19 protein-coding genes are annotated in these 15,484 nt (G+C 67.8%); 11 read left to right on the forward strand and 8 right to left on the reverse strand.

Annotated elements, in window-relative coordinates:
• Positions 1-138: 138 nt before the first annotated feature.
• Positions 139-753: a hypothetical protein gene (locus BM310_RS17555; RefSeq protein ID WP_089810203.1), complete on the reverse strand. Its 615-nt coding sequence runs from the start codon at positions 751-753 to the stop codon at positions 139-141.
• A gap of 313 nt (positions 754-1,066) precedes the next feature.
• On the opposite strand from BM310_RS17555, the gene BM310_RS17560 reads away from it, so the two are divergent.
• From BM310_RS17560 to BM310_RS17570, 3 genes are all read left to right on the forward strand, one after another.
• A complete protein-coding gene (locus BM310_RS17560) occupies positions 1,067-1,948 on the forward strand; it encodes a GAF domain-containing protein (protein ID WP_089810205.1) in 882 nt (293 codons plus the stop codon).
• Positions 1,948-2,604, forward strand: a complete 657-nt coding sequence (locus tag BM310_RS17565; protein WP_089810207.1) for a DUF7504 family protein — start codon at positions 1,948-1,950, stop codon at positions 2,602-2,604. Before BM310_RS17560 ends, BM310_RS17565 begins: the two co-directional genes overlap by 1 nt.
• Positions 2,605-2,686: 82 nt before the next feature.
• A complete protein-coding gene (locus tag BM310_RS17570; protein ID WP_089810208.1) occupies positions 2,687-3,199 on the forward strand; it encodes a halocyanin domain-containing protein in 513 nt (170 codons plus the stop codon).
• Positions 3,200-3,326: 127 nt separating this feature from the next.
• On the opposite strand, the gene BM310_RS17575 is transcribed toward BM310_RS17570, so the two are convergent.
• The gene (locus BM310_RS17575) at positions 3,327-3,533 is read right to left on the reverse strand and encodes an HVO_2142 family zinc finger protein (protein ID WP_089810210.1); all 207 of its coding nucleotides are present in this window, start codon (positions 3,531-3,533) and stop codon (positions 3,327-3,329) included.
• A gap of 333 nt (positions 3,534-3,866) precedes the next feature.
• Here BM310_RS17575 and BM310_RS17580 point away from each other — a divergent pair, with 333 nt between their 5' ends.
• On the forward strand, positions 3,867-4,142 hold the full coding sequence (locus tag BM310_RS17580; RefSeq protein ID WP_089810212.1) for a HalOD1 output domain-containing protein: 276 nt from the start codon (positions 3,867-3,869) through the stop codon (positions 4,140-4,142).
• Positions 4,143-4,158: 16 nt separating this feature from the next.
• Here the strand turns inward: BM310_RS17580 and BM310_RS17585 are convergent, their stop codons facing one another.
• Positions 4,159-5,196, reverse strand: coding sequence for a zinc-dependent alcohol dehydrogenase family protein (locus BM310_RS17585; RefSeq protein WP_089810214.1), 1,038 nt, complete (start codon positions 5,194-5,196; stop codon positions 4,159-4,161).
• Positions 5,197-5,285: 89 nt separating this feature from the next.
• Positions 5,286-6,005: a helix-turn-helix domain-containing protein gene (locus tag BM310_RS17590; protein WP_089810216.1), complete on the reverse strand. Its 720-nt coding sequence runs from the start codon at positions 6,003-6,005 to the stop codon at positions 5,286-5,288.
• 230 nt (positions 6,006-6,235) lie between these two features.
• Here BM310_RS17590 and BM310_RS17595 point away from each other — a divergent pair, with 230 nt between their 5' ends.
• From BM310_RS17595 to BM310_RS17610, 4 genes are all read left to right on the forward strand, one after another.
• Positions 6,236-6,613, forward strand: coding sequence for a RidA family protein (locus BM310_RS17595; protein ID WP_089810218.1), 378 nt, complete (start codon positions 6,236-6,238; stop codon positions 6,611-6,613).
• Between the two features lie 111 nt (positions 6,614-6,724).
• On the forward strand, positions 6,725-6,946 hold the full coding sequence (locus BM310_RS17600) for a hypothetical protein (protein WP_089810220.1): 222 nt from the start codon (positions 6,725-6,727) through the stop codon (positions 6,944-6,946).
• The gene (locus tag BM310_RS17605; protein ID WP_089810222.1) at positions 6,939-7,343 is read left to right on the forward strand and encodes a hypothetical protein; all 405 of its coding nucleotides are present in this window, start codon (positions 6,939-6,941) and stop codon (positions 7,341-7,343) included. Before BM310_RS17600 ends, BM310_RS17605 begins: the two co-directional genes overlap by 8 nt.
• Positions 7,344-7,389: 46 nt before the next feature.
• Positions 7,390-7,680 (forward strand): hypothetical protein, encoded by a 291-nt coding sequence (locus tag BM310_RS17610; protein ID WP_089810224.1) that lies wholly within the window; start codon positions 7,390-7,392, stop codon positions 7,678-7,680.
• 456 nt (positions 7,681-8,136) lie between these two features.
• On the opposite strand, the gene BM310_RS17620 is transcribed toward BM310_RS17610, so the two are convergent.
• A complete protein-coding gene (locus BM310_RS17620; RefSeq protein ID WP_089810228.1) occupies positions 8,137-8,754 on the reverse strand; it encodes a VOC family protein in 618 nt (205 codons plus the stop codon).
• A gap of 127 nt (positions 8,755-8,881) precedes the next feature.
• Here BM310_RS17620 and BM310_RS17625 point away from each other — a divergent pair, with 127 nt between their 5' ends.
• The gene (locus tag BM310_RS17625) at positions 8,882-9,895 is read left to right on the forward strand and encodes a lysylphosphatidylglycerol synthase domain-containing protein (protein WP_089810230.1); all 1,014 of its coding nucleotides are present in this window, start codon (positions 8,882-8,884) and stop codon (positions 9,893-9,895) included.
• A gap of 123 nt (positions 9,896-10,018) precedes the next feature.
• Positions 10,019-10,600: an FAD-dependent oxidoreductase gene (locus tag BM310_RS17630; protein ID WP_089810232.1), complete on the forward strand. Its 582-nt coding sequence runs from the start codon at positions 10,019-10,021 to the stop codon at positions 10,598-10,600.
• A 27-nt stretch (positions 10,601-10,627) separates the two neighbouring features.
• Here BM310_RS17630 and BM310_RS17635 read toward each other — a convergent pair whose 3' ends face one another.
• Positions 10,628-11,674, reverse strand: coding sequence for a PAS domain-containing sensor histidine kinase (locus tag BM310_RS17635; RefSeq protein ID WP_089810234.1), 1,047 nt, complete (start codon positions 11,672-11,674; stop codon positions 10,628-10,630).
• A 169-nt stretch (positions 11,675-11,843) separates the two neighbouring features.
• Positions 11,844-12,413 (reverse strand): DoxX family protein, encoded by a 570-nt coding sequence (locus tag BM310_RS17640; protein WP_089810236.1) that lies wholly within the window; start codon positions 12,411-12,413, stop codon positions 11,844-11,846.
• A gap of 499 nt (positions 12,414-12,912) precedes the next feature.
• On the opposite strand from BM310_RS17640, the gene BM310_RS17645 reads away from it, so the two are divergent.
• On the forward strand, positions 12,913-13,155 hold the full coding sequence (locus BM310_RS17645) for a winged helix-turn-helix domain-containing protein (RefSeq protein WP_089810238.1): 243 nt from the start codon (positions 12,913-12,915) through the stop codon (positions 13,153-13,155).
• Between the two features lie 114 nt (positions 13,156-13,269).
• Here the strand turns inward: BM310_RS17645 and BM310_RS17650 are convergent, their stop codons facing one another.
• Positions 13,270-15,354 (reverse strand): amylo-alpha-1,6-glucosidase, encoded by a 2,085-nt coding sequence (locus BM310_RS17650; RefSeq protein ID WP_089810240.1) that lies wholly within the window; start codon positions 15,352-15,354, stop codon positions 13,270-13,272.
• Positions 15,355-15,484: the final 130 nt, after the last annotated feature.

Raw genomic sequence — 15,484 nt, forward strand, 5'->3', positions numbered from 1 at the left:
GGACGCCACGTGAACCCGTGAGCGCTTGCTTCGGTCGACCCTCGGAGCGGAGAGCGGTTCGGGTCGACCGGGGGTTTGGGGTCGTCCGGGTCGAATCGAGGCGCGAAGGGGCCGGGGAGAGGACGCTGCGTCCCCGGCTCAGCGGCCGTCCCCGGCCGCCTCGCGTTCGGCGTCGGGACGTGACCGAACCGCGCGGCGTTCGGACGCCGCGAACGACTCGCCGCACGACGTGCAGACGAACTCGTCCGGCGGTCGGCGCGGCGCGGTCGGTCCGTCGCCCATCCGGTCGTCGAGAAGGTTCGATTCGTCAGGCGGACGTATCTCCTCGCACACGAGGAACGAGTCGCCGAGTTCGAGTAGTTCGGCCGTCCGAGCCACCGCCTCGTACTCGTCCACCAGCCCGCGCTCTCTGAGTTCGGACCCGCACCCCGGACAGGGCGTCTCGACCCGCGACAGGTCGGCCGGCGACCGAACGACTCGGCCGACGACAGCGTACTTCGCCCCCGTCCGCAGGTCGTACAACTCGTCCGAGTGCGCGTCGGGCAACACCACCCGTCGAAGCGTCCCGTCGTCGGTTCCGACCGAGATGCGACTGACCAGACTGCCGTCGGACCGGAGCGGAAACTGCGTGACGAACACCCCCGTGAACGCCTCCAGCCCACCCTCCGCGCTACGACCGCCGTCGGTCGTCTCGCGCGCTTCGGAATCGCCGACCGGCGCGGACCCGTGCGACGAATGGCACCGATGGTTCATTTCGTATATCTAGAACGAATCGGTGAGTGATAAGTGTGCGCTTCCTAACATCTCGTTGTCACTATCTCCCAGCGTTCCGCGGCGGGCCGCAAACCGGCTGACCGACTCCTATGCGCACGGGAGAGCGGTCCCGGGCCGAACCGCCCGTCGAGCGGCAAGTTCGTGTCGCCAGCGGTGTGCAGGAGGCAACCGGGCGTTGCGACGGCGACCGGGGCTTCGTCGACTCGTGTTATCGATTTCGGTAATCGGAGGCGTGGACTATTACGTAGCGAGTCCTCTGTTCGAAACGCATGAAATTGGGGTCTCATCTCGAATGAACGGTGCAACCGTCGTGTGCGCCGATTCGGATACCGAAGCGCGAACAGAGACGGCGACCGCGTTATCAGACGCGGGACTGGACACCGTCGAGTCGGCGTCCGTCGCAGACGTGAAAGACGAACTCGGAGACGGCGTGGACTGCGTCGTGACGGAGTACGACCTGTCGGACGGCACCGGGATGGACGTGGTCCGCGCGGTCCGCGACTCGACGCCGGACGTGCCGTGCGTGCTCTACACCGACGAGCGTCCGTCGTCGTTCGACACCTCGCAGGTCGAGGGGATGATCGTCGAGTACTTCCGCAAGAGCGCACCGGACGCCCAGGAGCGACTGGGTGACCTCGTCAGCGACATGATAACCCAGCGTGCGCAGGTCAGCTACATCCTCCCCGACGACGAAGAGGAACGATTGGCCGCCCTCGAACAGTACGAAATCGAGGAGTTCGAACTCCGGGCGTCGTTCGAGCGCATCTCCGAACTCGTCGCCTCCCACTTCGGGTGGGAAGCCGCGTTCGTCGGTACCATCGACCAGAACGAGGAGAACTTCCTCGCCTGCCACGGTATCGAACTCGGCGAGTCCGCGGACCGGCAGGACACCATCTGCACGCACGCGATTCTCGAAGAACAGGTCACGGTCATCGAGGACATCCTCGCGGACCACCGGTTCGTGGAGAACGAGATGCTCGACAGCGTCGGCATCCGCGCGTACGCGGGCGCGAACATCGATACGCCCGACGGCCACACCATCGGGTCGCTGTGCCTCATCGACTACGAGCCGAACACGATGAGCGAACAGGAACGGCGCGAGTTCGCCCTGTTCGCCGACGAGGTGGCGGAACAACTCGAACTTCGCCGCGAGATTCTGGACGGTGACAACTGATGTCGGCGGAACCGATCGCTTTCGGCGACGACGTGCCGTTGAACCCCGTCGCACCGGGGACGAACCTCCTCGTCTCCGGGCCCGAGAGCGCCGGACTGCAATCGCTCGTCCACCGACTCATCGCTCCGCGAGGCGACGACGAGGGACTGGTGAGCATCGCCACGGACAGCGGCGACGAGTTCCTCCGCGAGCAACGCCGCCACGGCGGCGCGTACGACGACGAGACCACCGGCGTCGTCGGCTGTGAGTCGAGTCGCGGGTCGAAGGAACTCGTCCGGTCCGTCGGCGGCGCCACCGACCTCTCCACCATCTCGATGGAGTTCTCCGCCCTCGCGGACGACGTGGGGTACCGCACGGACCGCCTCCGGTCCGGGCTGTACGCCGTGTCGCCGCTCTGCGCCTCTGCGTCCGACATGCGTGACGTCTACCGGTTCCTGAACAACATCGTCTCGCGGAACCGCCGCGCGGACGGCGTGTTCGTCTGCGGCATCGACCCGGACGCCGACGTGGGCGAGTTCGGCTCCGGAAACAACATCACGAAAGGCATCTCGATGGTGTTCCAGGGGCACGTCGAACTCCGGGACGGCCCGACGGGTCCGGAGGTGTGCGTCACCGGGTTGGACGACCAACCCGACGGCTGGCAGTCGCTCGACTGAGACGCCGCCCGGCGCGTCTCGGCAGCACCGCGAGTGGAAAAGCAACGCAAATATACTGATAGGTCGTAGGGCGGGAACGACTGTGAACGACGCACCCACCCGCAGACGTCGATTTCTCGGCGGCATCGCGGCCACCGTCGTCGGTGGACCACTGCTCGCCGGTTGTACGGGCGACGGCGGCGCACAGACGGCCGAACCGGCCACCGACTCGCCGACGACGACGGCCGCCGGTCGGACCGAACCGAACGACCGGACGTTCGACGGCTGGCTGAACGGCGTGGCCGGCGCGGACACGCTGACGGACCTGACCGGCGAGTCCGCGGTGCGCGTCCGCGTCGGCGCGGAGGGTAACGGCGGCTACCTAGCGTTCGCTCCCGCCGTCCTCCGCGTCTCGCCCGGGACGACGGTGACGTGGGAGTGGACTGGTCGGGGCGGGGCGCACAACGTCGTGGCCGAAGACGGCTCGTTCCAGAGCCAACTGACGGGTTCGGAGGGGACGACGTTCTCTCACGCGTTCGAGAGCGAGGGGACGTACAAGTACGTCTGCACCCCGCACCGGTCGATGGGGATGAAGGGCGTCGTCGTCGTCAAGTGACTCGGGCGGGCGGCGGGAACCGGAGCGCTGTCGCTCGTGTCGACTCCGTTCTGATTCGACTGACGCCGCCGACCGGTCGGACGACTGGTCGGCCGTCGGACCGTCCGGGGAGGAGAGTCGATACCGATTACGACCGGTCGGCCGTCGCAGTTACCTGCTCGTCGGGAGCCGATGCTTCGACGGCCGGTTCACCGACGTAGACGTCGTGTCGGTATCGGCAGTTTTGACAGAAGTACTGTGCGTAGCCGGCGGACTGAGTGCCGCTGAACAGCATCTCGTCGCCGCAGTCGGGGCACCACTCGCGGTGCACACCTTGCGGGCGTTCGATGGCCATGTGCGACCGTTCCCCACACGCGAAGTTTAATCTATCGGCTACGTTCTGACAGATATTTACGATGATTGCGGACGTATTTAATTGCTATAGTGGAATTCGGTCGGATATTATCTCATACCGCACGGCCCACTCGCCGCCCGAGGACGGGGCACGTCGACGAACCGGTCACCGATTGCCGGCGTCGCCCGTCAGACGGGCCAGAGCAGACAGTATCTTTTTCGATAATTTCAAGAGAAGTATTATGTTCTCCGAGGAGTCACGTCGATGTGAAGTCATCGCCTCCCCGGAGTCGGCCGGGGCGAGGGCCGGGGGCGCGACCGGAGGAGACCACTCATGACAGAAACGACAACTTCGAACGGAGCGGGCGGGACCACGGGAACGACACGCGTACGCGAACGGACGACCATCGAAATCGCGTCCCTCGTCGCGGACGCGAAGGGATGCGAACCGTGGGAACTGGAACCGCTGTCGCAGGTGACCGACCCGGACGCCATCGAGGAGTTGTTGAACGGCGACCGCGAGGTGGCGTTCGAAATCGCCTTCGACTACGAGGGCGGGCGCGTGACGGTCACCTCGGACGGCGACGTGGCGTACGAGGTACCCGCGTAGGGAGCGCAGTCGCCGGTTACGGCTTGACGAGGACTTTCACCGCCTCTCGTTCGTGCATCGCGCGGTAGCCCTCGGGCACGCCCTCGAGGTCCACCGTCTTCGTGAACACGGGCGAGGGGTCGAGCGTCCCCTGTAGCACGTCGGCCATCAGTTCCTCCGCGTAGGCGCGCACCGGAGCGACGCCGCCGCGGAGCGAGATGTTGTCGCCGAAGAAGTCGAACACGTCGAGGCCGCCCTCCATCCCGTGCGGGACGCCGACGTAACCGACGGTGCCGCCGGGACGGCAGACGCCCGTCGCCGTCTCCATCGCCGAGGCGGCGCCGACGCACTCCAGCACGTGGTTCACGCCGCCGTGCGTCATCTCGTTCACGCGTTCTATCGCCTCGTCACCGCGCGCCGTCACGAGGTCCGTCGCGCCGAACCGTTCCGCGATGTCGAGTCGGTCCTCGTGGTGGCCGATGGCGACGATGCGCTCCGCACCGAGTCGCCGCGCCGCGAGGACGCCGCAGAGGCCGACGGCACCGTCGCCGACGACGGCGCAGGTCGAACCGGCTTCGACGCCGGCGCTGACGGCGGCGTGGTGGCCCGTTCCCATCACGTCGGTCAGCGGCATCAACGCCTCCAGCGTGTCCTCGTCGTCCGCGTGTCGGTCGGGGACGCGGACGAGCGTTCCGTCGGCGTGGGGACAGCGGACGTACTCGCCCTGCCCGCCGCCGTTCTCGCCGCCCCACGAGTCGCCGTTGACGCAGGAGGTGTGGAGCCCCTTCCGACAGAACTCGCAGTAGCCGCAACTGATGGTGAACGGCGCGAACACCCGGTCGCCGGGGTCGACGGACCGAACGTCGTCGCCGACTTCCTCGACGATGCCCATCGGTTCGTGACCGACGCGAGAGCCCTCCTCGCGGTCGCTCTCGCCGCGGTAGAACCAGGGGTCGGAGCCGCAGACGGCGGTGTGCGTCACGCGGACGATGGCGTCCGTCGGCGAGGCGAGTTCGGGGTCGGGCACGGACTCGACGCGGACGTCTTCGGGACCGTAGTAGACTGCTGCGCGCATAGTCCATGTGGATGCGACGGGCGGAAAAAAGATTCTCGACGGCGGAGACCGCTTCGTACGGCCGACGGGGCGTCGTTGGCCGTCCGCGCTCAGAGCGCCGACTCGACGAACTGTTCGACGATTAGGTCCTCCGCCGTCCGCAGACGGTACTGGACGGTCGAACGCGGCACGTCCAGCACCGACGCCAACTCGGCGACGGTCACGTCGCGGGGACGGTCGTAGTACCCGTGTTCGACGGCCGCTTCGAGCACCTCCCAGTGGGCCGGTGACAACTGCGCGGCGACGCGCGAGTCCACGTCCCAGTTGCCGGCCCGCGAGAGGTGGGAGACTTCGAGTTCGAGGCCGTCGCGGAGGTTCGACTCGATGTCGTCGTACAGGTCGCCGATGGCCCGTTCCCCGGGGTAGAGGATGCGCCACCGGTACTCCCCCCGCGTCCGGCGAGACTCGAAGACGACGCCGTCGCCGAGGTGGTCGGTGACGTGGTGCGGGATGGAGTGACAGCGGTGTACCTCCCGCCGGTCGGTGTACACCGTCCGCGAGTTCGCCTTCCGGTCGAGGACGTGGTACGTGCGCGTCGTATCGCAGTTCACGACGTCGAAGCACTCGTTGCAGCGCCGTTCGTCCAGGAACACGTCGTCGAACGCGTCGAGGGCCTCGCGTTCGCCCTTCACGTGGTCGATGCGCCACATCCGGTCGTCCGTGGTGAAACACGTCGAGGAACGGGCCGACAGCGACGGATACTCGGAGAAGACGTCCATCAGGTCGTCGGCCCCCGGTTCGAAGGTGACGGTGAACTCGAACTCTCGCATCTACGCGACGGTCGAAGTCCATTCACTTTAGCGTATACTAATCGGCTCGGCAGAACTGCGGTGAAGCCGCGGTAAGACGTTTGGAGTCGCTTCACGAGAGTTGGCATCTGCTAACGACAGGTCGATATACGAGGGCCCGAAACGACGACTGTGAGTCAGAGGACACCCCGTTCGGAGACGCCGCACCGTCACGGAACCGTCGTTTCTCCGCAATCTCGGGAGGCGCGCAGATGAACGGCGACGTGACGCGATACGAGAGCGACCACCTCAAGGCGACGGCGGGGTACGGCGTCAGGAAGCGGAATATCCAACTCGTCTTCTTCGACGGGAAGTTCCCGCGGCGGGCGCACGCGGACGGATTGACAGTCGGGGAGCAGACCGTCGACGCCCTCGAACGCGTCGAAACCGCCGTCGTTCGGGCGGGCGTGGAGATGGACGACGTGCTTCGAACGACCGTCTACACCACCGACGCGGACCGCGTCGACGACATCGAGGCGGCGTACGAGCGCTACTTCGAGGAGCGCCGACCGGCGATGACCGTCGTCGGCGTCGCGGACCTGCCGGGCGACGCCGCCGTGCAGATAGAGGCGACGGCCGTCGAACGGTAAGAATTCTTACTATTCGAGCACCGACACTCGTCGGGAACGAGAAGCTTAGAGGGCCGTATCTCAATCACCCTATCGGCCGAACATATAACTGATTTCACACCTAGCTCCGGTATGGCTGATTCAGCCACCCCCGAAGACCGAATCGACGAGACGACGACGTGGCCGGACCTGGCGATCGGTCTGTACGACCGTCTGACCGGCCGCGGAGCGGAGATAGTGTACGAGTTCGAAGAGATGGAGGTGGACGTCCCGAGCGGGACGGGCGAAGACGCCGAGCACGCCCACTGGCGACTCGACGGGACCCTCCGCATCACGACCCGAGAGCGTGAGTGACAGCGAGACGGAGGCTCGGGCGCCGCTGACGGTCCAGACCGACCTGACGCTCAGCGTCGACGGCCGCCCCGTCGACGTCAGTTCGACGGGGGAGCGACTGTTCGTGGAGTTTCCGTCGCTCTCGGCCGCGGTGCGTGCGTTCGCTCGGTCGCCGCCGACGGCCCGCCGACGGCTCCACGAACTGCTGACGACGACGGACCTGACGGTCGAACTGCGCGTCCGCGACCGGACCGTCGCTCTCGTCGGGGCAGAGGCCCGCCCCGGCGGCCTCTCCAAGCGGGCGGGGGTCGCCCCGGTGGAACTCCGGGTCGGCGGCGTGTTCGGCGCGGTCGGACAGGAGCTTTCGGCGGCGGGACGGAGGCTCGGGAGACTGAACCGGCGGCTGCGCGGACGGTAGCCGGTTCCGGGATATGCCCAAATCGACGGAGCGAGTACCACCACACATGGACCAGCCGACCCGACGCCGCGAATCCGAAGAGTCGTGGATGCGTATCGTAGACAAGCTACTCGACGAAGAGGTGGAGAGTAGCGAGGAACTGCGGGTGACGGTCGACGACCTGGAGGTCGACGTCCCCCTGTCGTTCGGCGAGGACGCCCAGCGGGCCACGTGGCGCTTCGACGGGACCGTGAACGTCTCCGTCGACGGGAGGCGAGGCCCGCTGGCCGACTGGTTCGCGCTGTGGCTCCGCGACGCGCGCGAGCGCTCGTCCGACGACTCGAAGGCCTCCCGGTGAGCAGCGACGGGACCCGGCCGTCGACCCGCCGCGGTGTTTTTGCGGCCGCCATCCCTAGCCCGCTCGACGGAGTACGCCGCTCTCGCGGACGTGGACGACCGCCTCGCGGCCACGGACTCGAACACCGAGAAACGCGACCTACTGGCCGCGACGTTCCGCTGTTCGTCCTCGTCCTGTGGTACCTGCGTTCGCCGTCGTTTCAGGTCGCGTTCGACGCGTTCGCCGTCGTTTCAGGTCGCGTTCGACGCGTTCGCCGTCGCGCACGCGGGACTGCACCTCGCCCTGCGGAACCGGCCCGAGTTTCGCCCTGCGGAACCGGCCCGAGTTGTCGTTCGATAGCTGGTTCTCGTGGGTCTGGATACTGGGCGCGGCGGTTCTCGGCGCGCTTCACCTCGTCGCCGTGGCGCTGTGAGGGTCGCGTGCCGTTCTACCGCGAACGGGGGAAAGTCGGCCGGGTTACTCCACGCCGCCGACGCCGCTCTCGGCGTCCGGCAGGTCGTACGCCGTCGCGTCGAGACCGAGTTCCGTCAGCGCTTCGGCGAGGTGTTCGTCCTTGGCGTAGTCCGCGCCGTCCGCCTCGCGAATCTCCTGCGTCTTCGCCAGCACGTCCGCGCGTCTGTCGTCGGGGATGTCGTACTTGTCCGTCGAGAGTTCGATGACGAGGCCGTTGTTGTCGTGGGTGTACAGCGAGAAGAAGATGCCCCGGTCGAAGATGTTGTAGTTCCGCCCGTCGTCTTCGATGGCCTGCACTACCTCCTCGAACTCCTCGGGGTCGACGCTGAAACAGAGGTGGTGGACGGCGCCGACGCCGCCGCGTTGGCCCGTCCTGTTCGACTGCCGGTCGTCGCTGACGAAGAACGTCAGGATGCGGCCGTCGCCGGTGTCGAAGAACAGGTGCGTCTGGGAGGGGTCGTCGAGGTTCGGCTGTCGGAGAACGAGGCGCATCCCCAACAGGTCGCGGTAGAAGGCGACAGTGTCCTCCTCGTTGCTCCCCCAGATGGTCACGTGGTCGGTGCCGGTGGTGTGGAACGGACTGTCCGGATACTCGGCGGTGACTGGATTCTGGTCGCTCACGTCGCCACAGTACGGACGCAAATCGGATAAGTCGGGTAGTAACACCCGAGTCTCCCCGTGAGACGCCCGACATCGGGACGGCGCGGCGAGACGAAGCGCTTTTGCGTCGATACGGGAGTTCTCGACCGTGCGAAGATTGGCGAGGTTTCTGGTCGGCGTCCTCCTCGGCGGCGGCGCGTTCGCCGGCTACCTCGCGTCCGTCGGCGCCGGCGACGTGGCGGGCCGCGTCGCCGAACTCCCGCCGTGGGCCGTCGCCGCCGTCGTCCTGTTCGTGGTCGGCGAGGGCCTCGCGGACGGCATCGGCGTCTGGGCGTCGGTGAACCCCCTCGGGCGCGGCCTCTCGAAGCGCCAGAGCGTGCAGTTCGCGATGGCTGGGGACTTCTTCGACACGCTCAGCCCCGCCGGACCGGTGAGTTCCGAGCCCATCATGGCGCGGTTCATCGGCGTCACGACGGAGACGTCGTACGCCGACGCCCTCGCGGTCCGGGGCGTGGCGAAGTACGTGAAGTCGGGCGCTCAACTCCTGCTCTCGACGGTGCTGGCGCTCTCGATAACCGTCGGCGGGAGTTCGCCGCGGTTCGTCCTCGTCACCCTCGCCGGAGCCGTCGGCACCCTGCTCGTCGGCGGCCTCGTCGTCCTCCGGTTCCGGGCCGCCGTCTCCCGCGCCGCCGTCGCCGTCGCCGCGCCCGTCGTCGCGTGGGCGTCGTCGCTCTACCGGGACGACCCGCACGACAGAGCGGTCGTCGCGTCCGCGGTCGAACGGTTCTGGGCCCGCGTCCTCCTGTTCCGCGACCGACCGGGACTGGTCGCACTCGTCGCCGTCGGCGGCGTCGTCGAACAGGTGCTGACGGCGGCGGCCCTCTACGTCGCGCTCCTCGGAATCGGCTCCGGGACGGGGGCGGCCGTCGCCCTCCTCCCCATCGTCGCCGTCGTCCCCCTCCCGCAGGCGTCGAGCATCGTCCCGATTCCGGGGAGCATCGGGGCGTACGACGTGGTCCTCGGCGGCGCACTCACCCTCGTGACGGGGGCGGCACCCGCGGCGGCGGCCGCCGCCGTCCTCGTCGTCCGGACGGTCACGCTCCCGTTCGGCCTCTCCGTCGGCGGCCTCTCCGTCGCCTTTCTCCGCGGGTGGCGGCCGTAGCGTGACGCCGGGGTCGGCGGCGAGACCGAACCGGTCGCGTCTCCGGACGGTTCAGCGTCGTGGGTACCGGCGAATCGCTCGGTTGCGAAAACGCATTTCACGTCGCCGTGCGAACACGTTGCCATGGCACACGTCATCGTCGTCGGCGGAGGCGCCGCCGGACTGAGCGCCGCGCTGTTCACCCAGAAGAACGGGCTGGAGACCACCGTCTTCGACACGGACAAGACGTGGTTGCACAAGGCCCACCTGTTCAACTACCCCGGCATCGGTTCGCAGGACGGTACCGTGTTCCTGGAGACGCTCCAGCGACAGGCCGAGACGTTCGGCGTCGAACGCGTGAGCGCCGAGGTGTCGGACGTGTCCGAGTCGGGCGACGGGTTCACCGTGACGGCCGACGGCGAGGACCACGACGCCGACTACGTCGTCCTCGCGACGGGAGCGAACCGGGACCTGGCCGAGTCGCTGGGCTGCGACTTCGACGGTGACCTCGTCGACGTCGACGTGACGATGGAGACGAGCGTCGACGGCGCGTACGCCACGGGCGCGATGGTCCGCGCCGAGGAGTGGCAAGCGGTCATCAGCGCCGGCGACGGCGCCGCCGCCGCGCTCAACATCCTCTCGACGGAGAAGGGCGAGAACTACCACGACTTCGACGTGCCCGCCGACGCCGACGAGGCGTTCGGCGCGATGGCCGACGAGTCGTAGAGCGCAGAGGACAGACGGCCCCTCTGGCTACGGGTCGACCGGTTCGGAACTCGGGAGCGATATCGAGACGACGTTCCCCCGCGGCGTGTTCTCCTCGAATTCGAGTTCGCCGCCGAGCGAATCGACGCACCACTGCATGACCCAGAGACCGACTCCCGACCCGTGGTACGTGCTGCTGGCTTCGACTTCGGTTCCGAGCACGTCTATCTCGACGTCCGGAATCGGCGGCCCGTCGTCGGCAACGCGAATCACCCCGCAGCAGTCCGCCCGGTCCTCGGCCACCGACACGGTCACCTCGGGCGTGCGCCGGTCGTTGTGTTCGACCGCGTTCTCGATGGCGTGTTCGACGGCGTAAGTGACCCCCTCGTCGGCGATGACCGAGACGCTGGCCGCGCTACCGAGACGGATCGTCGCGTCGTCGTACTCGCGCCGCGCCCGTTCGACAGCCGATTCGACGACGTCGCGAAGGTCGGTCGGCGAACGTTTCGTCGCGTCGGGTTCGGCTATCTCCTCTATCTGGCGGACCGAGTCGCTGAGCGTTCCGACCTCGTTCGTTATCTCCACGACGGTCTCCAGTTCCGACTGAAGCGACTCGTCCTCGACGGCCGATCTGATGCGGTCGGCGTACCCCAGAAGGACGTTCATCTTGTTCCGGAGGTTGTGTCTGACGATACGGCTGAGTAACCGCAACCGGCGTTCTCGCGCCCGATACTCGGTTATGTCGTGGACCTCGGCGATGACGCCGTCGACGCCGTCGACGGAAGTCCCGTTGAGGTGGACCCGAATCCAGCGCAACTCGCCGTTCGAGCGCTCTATCTGCCACTCGAACGACTGCGAATCGCCGGCGGCAGCGGCTCGAACCTCGCGAAGTGCGCGCTCTTCGGAGAATTTCGTCGACGGCGGTGTGTACTCGCTCACCGTCGTTCCTCGGAGTTCGTCGGCGGTGTATCCGTAGAGTCGCTCTATCGGAGCGTTCACGTCCAGCACTGCCCCATTCTCGGGATGGCGGAACGTGATACCCACGTCCAGATTGTCGAATATCGGCGGGAGTCTCACGTGGTCGCGGGTATCCATGTGGTAACTTCCCGGGGCGAGCTCATATATCCATGAAATCCGGAACGAATTACCTGTACGCCAGTCGGGCGGTTTTCCGGATGGGCGCCGGTACTCACGGCGAGCGAACGTCGGTCCGCGAGGCGACGGGGGCCGGAGATGACGTCCCCGCAGAGAAGAGCGTACCCGCTCAGCCGAGGACGTAGCTCAGCATCGGGTACTTCTCGAGCAGCGTCTGGCCGCCCACGTCGTACTGCTCTATCTTGCTGTCCAGTCCGAGGATGCGCCCCGCGCCGAACGCCGCGACGGCGAGGAACACCAGCATGTACGCGAAGTCGCCGTTGATGAACCCGTGAGCGACGTCCCAGTTGCTGAAGTAGAACATCAGCATCATGAACGCGCCCCAGAACGCGGCGAGGCGGGTCACCGCGCCGGCGAGTAGCGCGAGGCCGATGGCGAGTTCACCCCACGGCACCGCGACGCTGAGGAACTCGGCGAACCACGGCGTGCTCCCCATCCACGCGAACACTCCCGAGAGGGGGCTGGCGGCCGGAACCGCGTTGTTCAGGTAGCCCGCCGCGCTGAACGGTTCGGCGGCCAGAATCTTCGTCCATCCCGAGTAGAAGAACGCGAATCCCATCATCAGTCGAAGCGCGAGGACGAACCACGCGCTGAGGCTGTGAGCCTTGCTGCTAATCGTGACACCTGCGACCGTACTCTCGAACTCGTTCACGCGCGACTGCATCTCGTTAGTTGCCATCGGAAGTCACCTTACACCTGAACCGTGTGCCGCGTACCACGTATAACGGACGCGTAATTCTCAGTTCTGGGGAATGTGCGTAAGTCGTACCCGAGCGCCGCGGGAACCGACGCGATCCGTCGGCGAGACGCGCTTTGGAGGCCAGCAGAGTCGCTCTCGAACGTTCGGAGACGAACGCGCCGCGGCGGTGTCGCTGCCGGTGCGGTTACCGTAACTATCGTTCCTGATATACTCGCAGGCGACGGTGGCCTCGACTGGACCCCGAGGACGGAGTCGCACACGACGGGCGGACCCCACGTCGACTCATCGGCTACGGGCGCCCGCGTCGGCGACGGGCGGGCGAGCCGTCCGGACGGCTCCTTCCCACGGTTACGGCGGTGTAACCGGGTTACATCGACGCTGTCGAAGGGCTATATGGGAGCGGGCCGTAGCGCTCGACGTGGCCCGTCGGCGACCGCAGGGACGGCCCTCCGACCGACGGCCCGACGGACCTAGTTCCATGTCTCACGCCGAACAAACCGCGCGAACGCTGGAGAACCTCCCCCCGAGTGCGAAGTTCGTCCACTTCGTCCTCGAACGGGAGTCGCACCTGACGCAAGGGGAACTGACCGACCGGACGCAACTCTCGACGCGGACCGTTCGGGACGCCCTCCGAAAACTGGAGGACGCGGACATCGTCCACGAGGACGTCTGTCTGAAGGACGCGAGGAAGCGCGTGTACTCGCTGGAACGGGCGGACTGAACCGGGTCCGGGAGAGGCGCGTCGAACACGGCGAGCGAACCGACTCGTTCTGACAGCACGGCTGCCGGTCGGGCGGTGCTTCGAGGCCGACGGGGCGACGCCGCACCCGTTCGGCTACTCGCTTCGCGGCGACCTGTCGGTCCGGTCGCGGAGCGTCTCGACAGTCTCGGGCGCGAACAGGTCCGGGGCGCGGCGAGCGGTCGGCCCGTCGTCGTCGGGCGCGAGGTCGAACGCCGCCTGCAGGAAGGCGAACGGCGCGCCCGCGGCCCACGCCTGCGGCGTGCAGGCGGCGGGGTACTCGACCGGGTCCCGGTCGTCGTCGAACCCGCAGTACAGTTCCGGGAGGCGTTCGTGCTCGAACCGCGTCGCGGCGTCTAAGACCCCTTCCGCGAGTCGTTCCGCGGCGTCGCCGTGTCCGTACCGCGACAGGCCGAGTGCGACGAGCGACGTGTCGTGGGGCCACACGCCGCCGGCGTGGTAGGACACCGGCGAGTAGCCGGCGTCGTTCGGACTCATCGTCCGGAGGCCCCACCCCGTCGACGACGGGCCGTCGACGAGCGTCTCGACGACGGCGTCGGCGCGGTCGGCCGGAATCGTCTCCGTCCACAGGCAGTGGCCGACGTTCGACGTGACGGCGTCGACGATTCGACCGTCTCCGTCCTTCGCGAGGCCGTAGTACGTCCGGTCGGGGAGCCAGAACTCCTCGTCGAACGCGCGTTCGATCGCTCGGGCGCGGTCGCGGTAGGCGTCGGCCGGCACGTGGGTCTCCACGTCCGCGTCCAGACCGTCGAGGAGGGCGGCGCCGCGGTCGAGCGCTCTCGCCGCGTAGCCCTGCACTTCGGCGACCGCCAGCGGACTGTCGGCGACGGTGCCGTCGGCGAACCGGATGCTGTCCGCCGTGTCCTTCCACGCGTGGTGGTCGAGGACGCCGTCGGTCTCGTAGTAGAGGAACGGGTCGTCGCCGGCGTCGCTGGTTCGATACGTCCACGCCAGCGCGTCGGCCAGCGCGTCCGCGAGTTCTTCCGCCAGCGCCTCGCTTCCCCGCCACCGGCACGTCTCGTCGAGGAGCGTCACCCACAGGGGCGTCGCGTCGACGGTGCCGAAGTAGGGCCGGTGCGGGATGCGGCGCCGGTCGGCGAGTTCGCCGTGGCGGACTTCGTGGAACACCTTTCCCGGTTCCTCCCCGCGTGACGGAACGTCCTCGCGGCCGCGGGTGGCCGCGAAGTACCGGAGCGTTCCGGCCGCGAGCGACGGCGCGACGGCGAGCGTCTGGTGGGCGGTGAGCAGGGCGTCGCGTCCGAACGGCGTGACGAACCACGGCGTCCCGGCCAGCGGAACCGGTCCGTGCTCCGTCTCCGTCGTGAGTGCGACGAGGTCGGACCGGGCCCGTTCGAAGACGGCGTCGTATCGGGCGGTCCCCGTCTCGACCCGCGGGACCGAGACCGGTTCCGTGCGGGCCGGGAGCGTCGCCGCCGCGCCGTCCGAGGACCCCGTCGCGGCGGGCGGCGTCGCGTCCGGTTCTGGCGCGGCGGAGGCCGTCGCCTCCGACTCCGACGCCGCTTCCGACGCCGACGCCGCCCCGTCGACGGCGGCGACGAAGGGGAGTTCGAACCGCCCCTGCGGCGGGACGCGGGCGGAGAAGACGGCCGCCGTCTCAGAGAGGCTCTCGGGCCGCCGTCCGAAGCGAAGTCGCGTCGCGCGGGTGACGGACTCGCCGTCGGCCGTCTCGTAGTCGTACCGGAGGACGACCGACCGGTCGTTCGCGGTCCGCCGAACGTCCCGGTCGATGTCGGTGCCGAGTCCGCGAACCTCGAACAGGTCCGCGAAGTCGGCGTCGAACCGGACGGTGAGCGTCACCGACCGGGACGCCGCGGCGTGGTTCTCCAGCACCACCGTCTCCGCGTAGCCTTCGGCCTCGTGGACCGACTGGCGTCGCTGGACGACGACTTCGCTGTGTTTCGGAACGTTCCGGTCTCGAATCTCGTTCACCGCCGGGCCCGCGGTGGCGAGCGTGACCGTCCGTTCGTTCGCGGCGTCCAGCGTCTCGCCGATGTGGGCCAACTCCGTCCCGGCGACGTCGACGGCGAGTTCCGAGAGGAAGCGCGTGTCCCGGTGGTACAGTCCTCCTTCCGGACCGAGTTCGTCCGGGGTCGTTCGCACGAAGAAGCTGTACCCGTCCACGAGCGTCTCTAGCGGCATCCGTCCGACACCTCGCCCGACTCGTTCGGCGGCGGACCGTGGGAACTGTGCATACGACGTGACTACGAATCGACCGGATTAACTCTTGCGGGGAACAACAACTCTGAGTAGTTGTTCTCCGTTAGGTTTA

The organism is Halogeometricum rufum (genome assembly GCF_900112175.1).
In the GTDB taxonomy this organism is placed as follows: domain Archaea; phylum Halobacteriota; class Halobacteria; order Halobacteriales; family Haloferacaceae; genus Halogeometricum; species Halogeometricum rufum.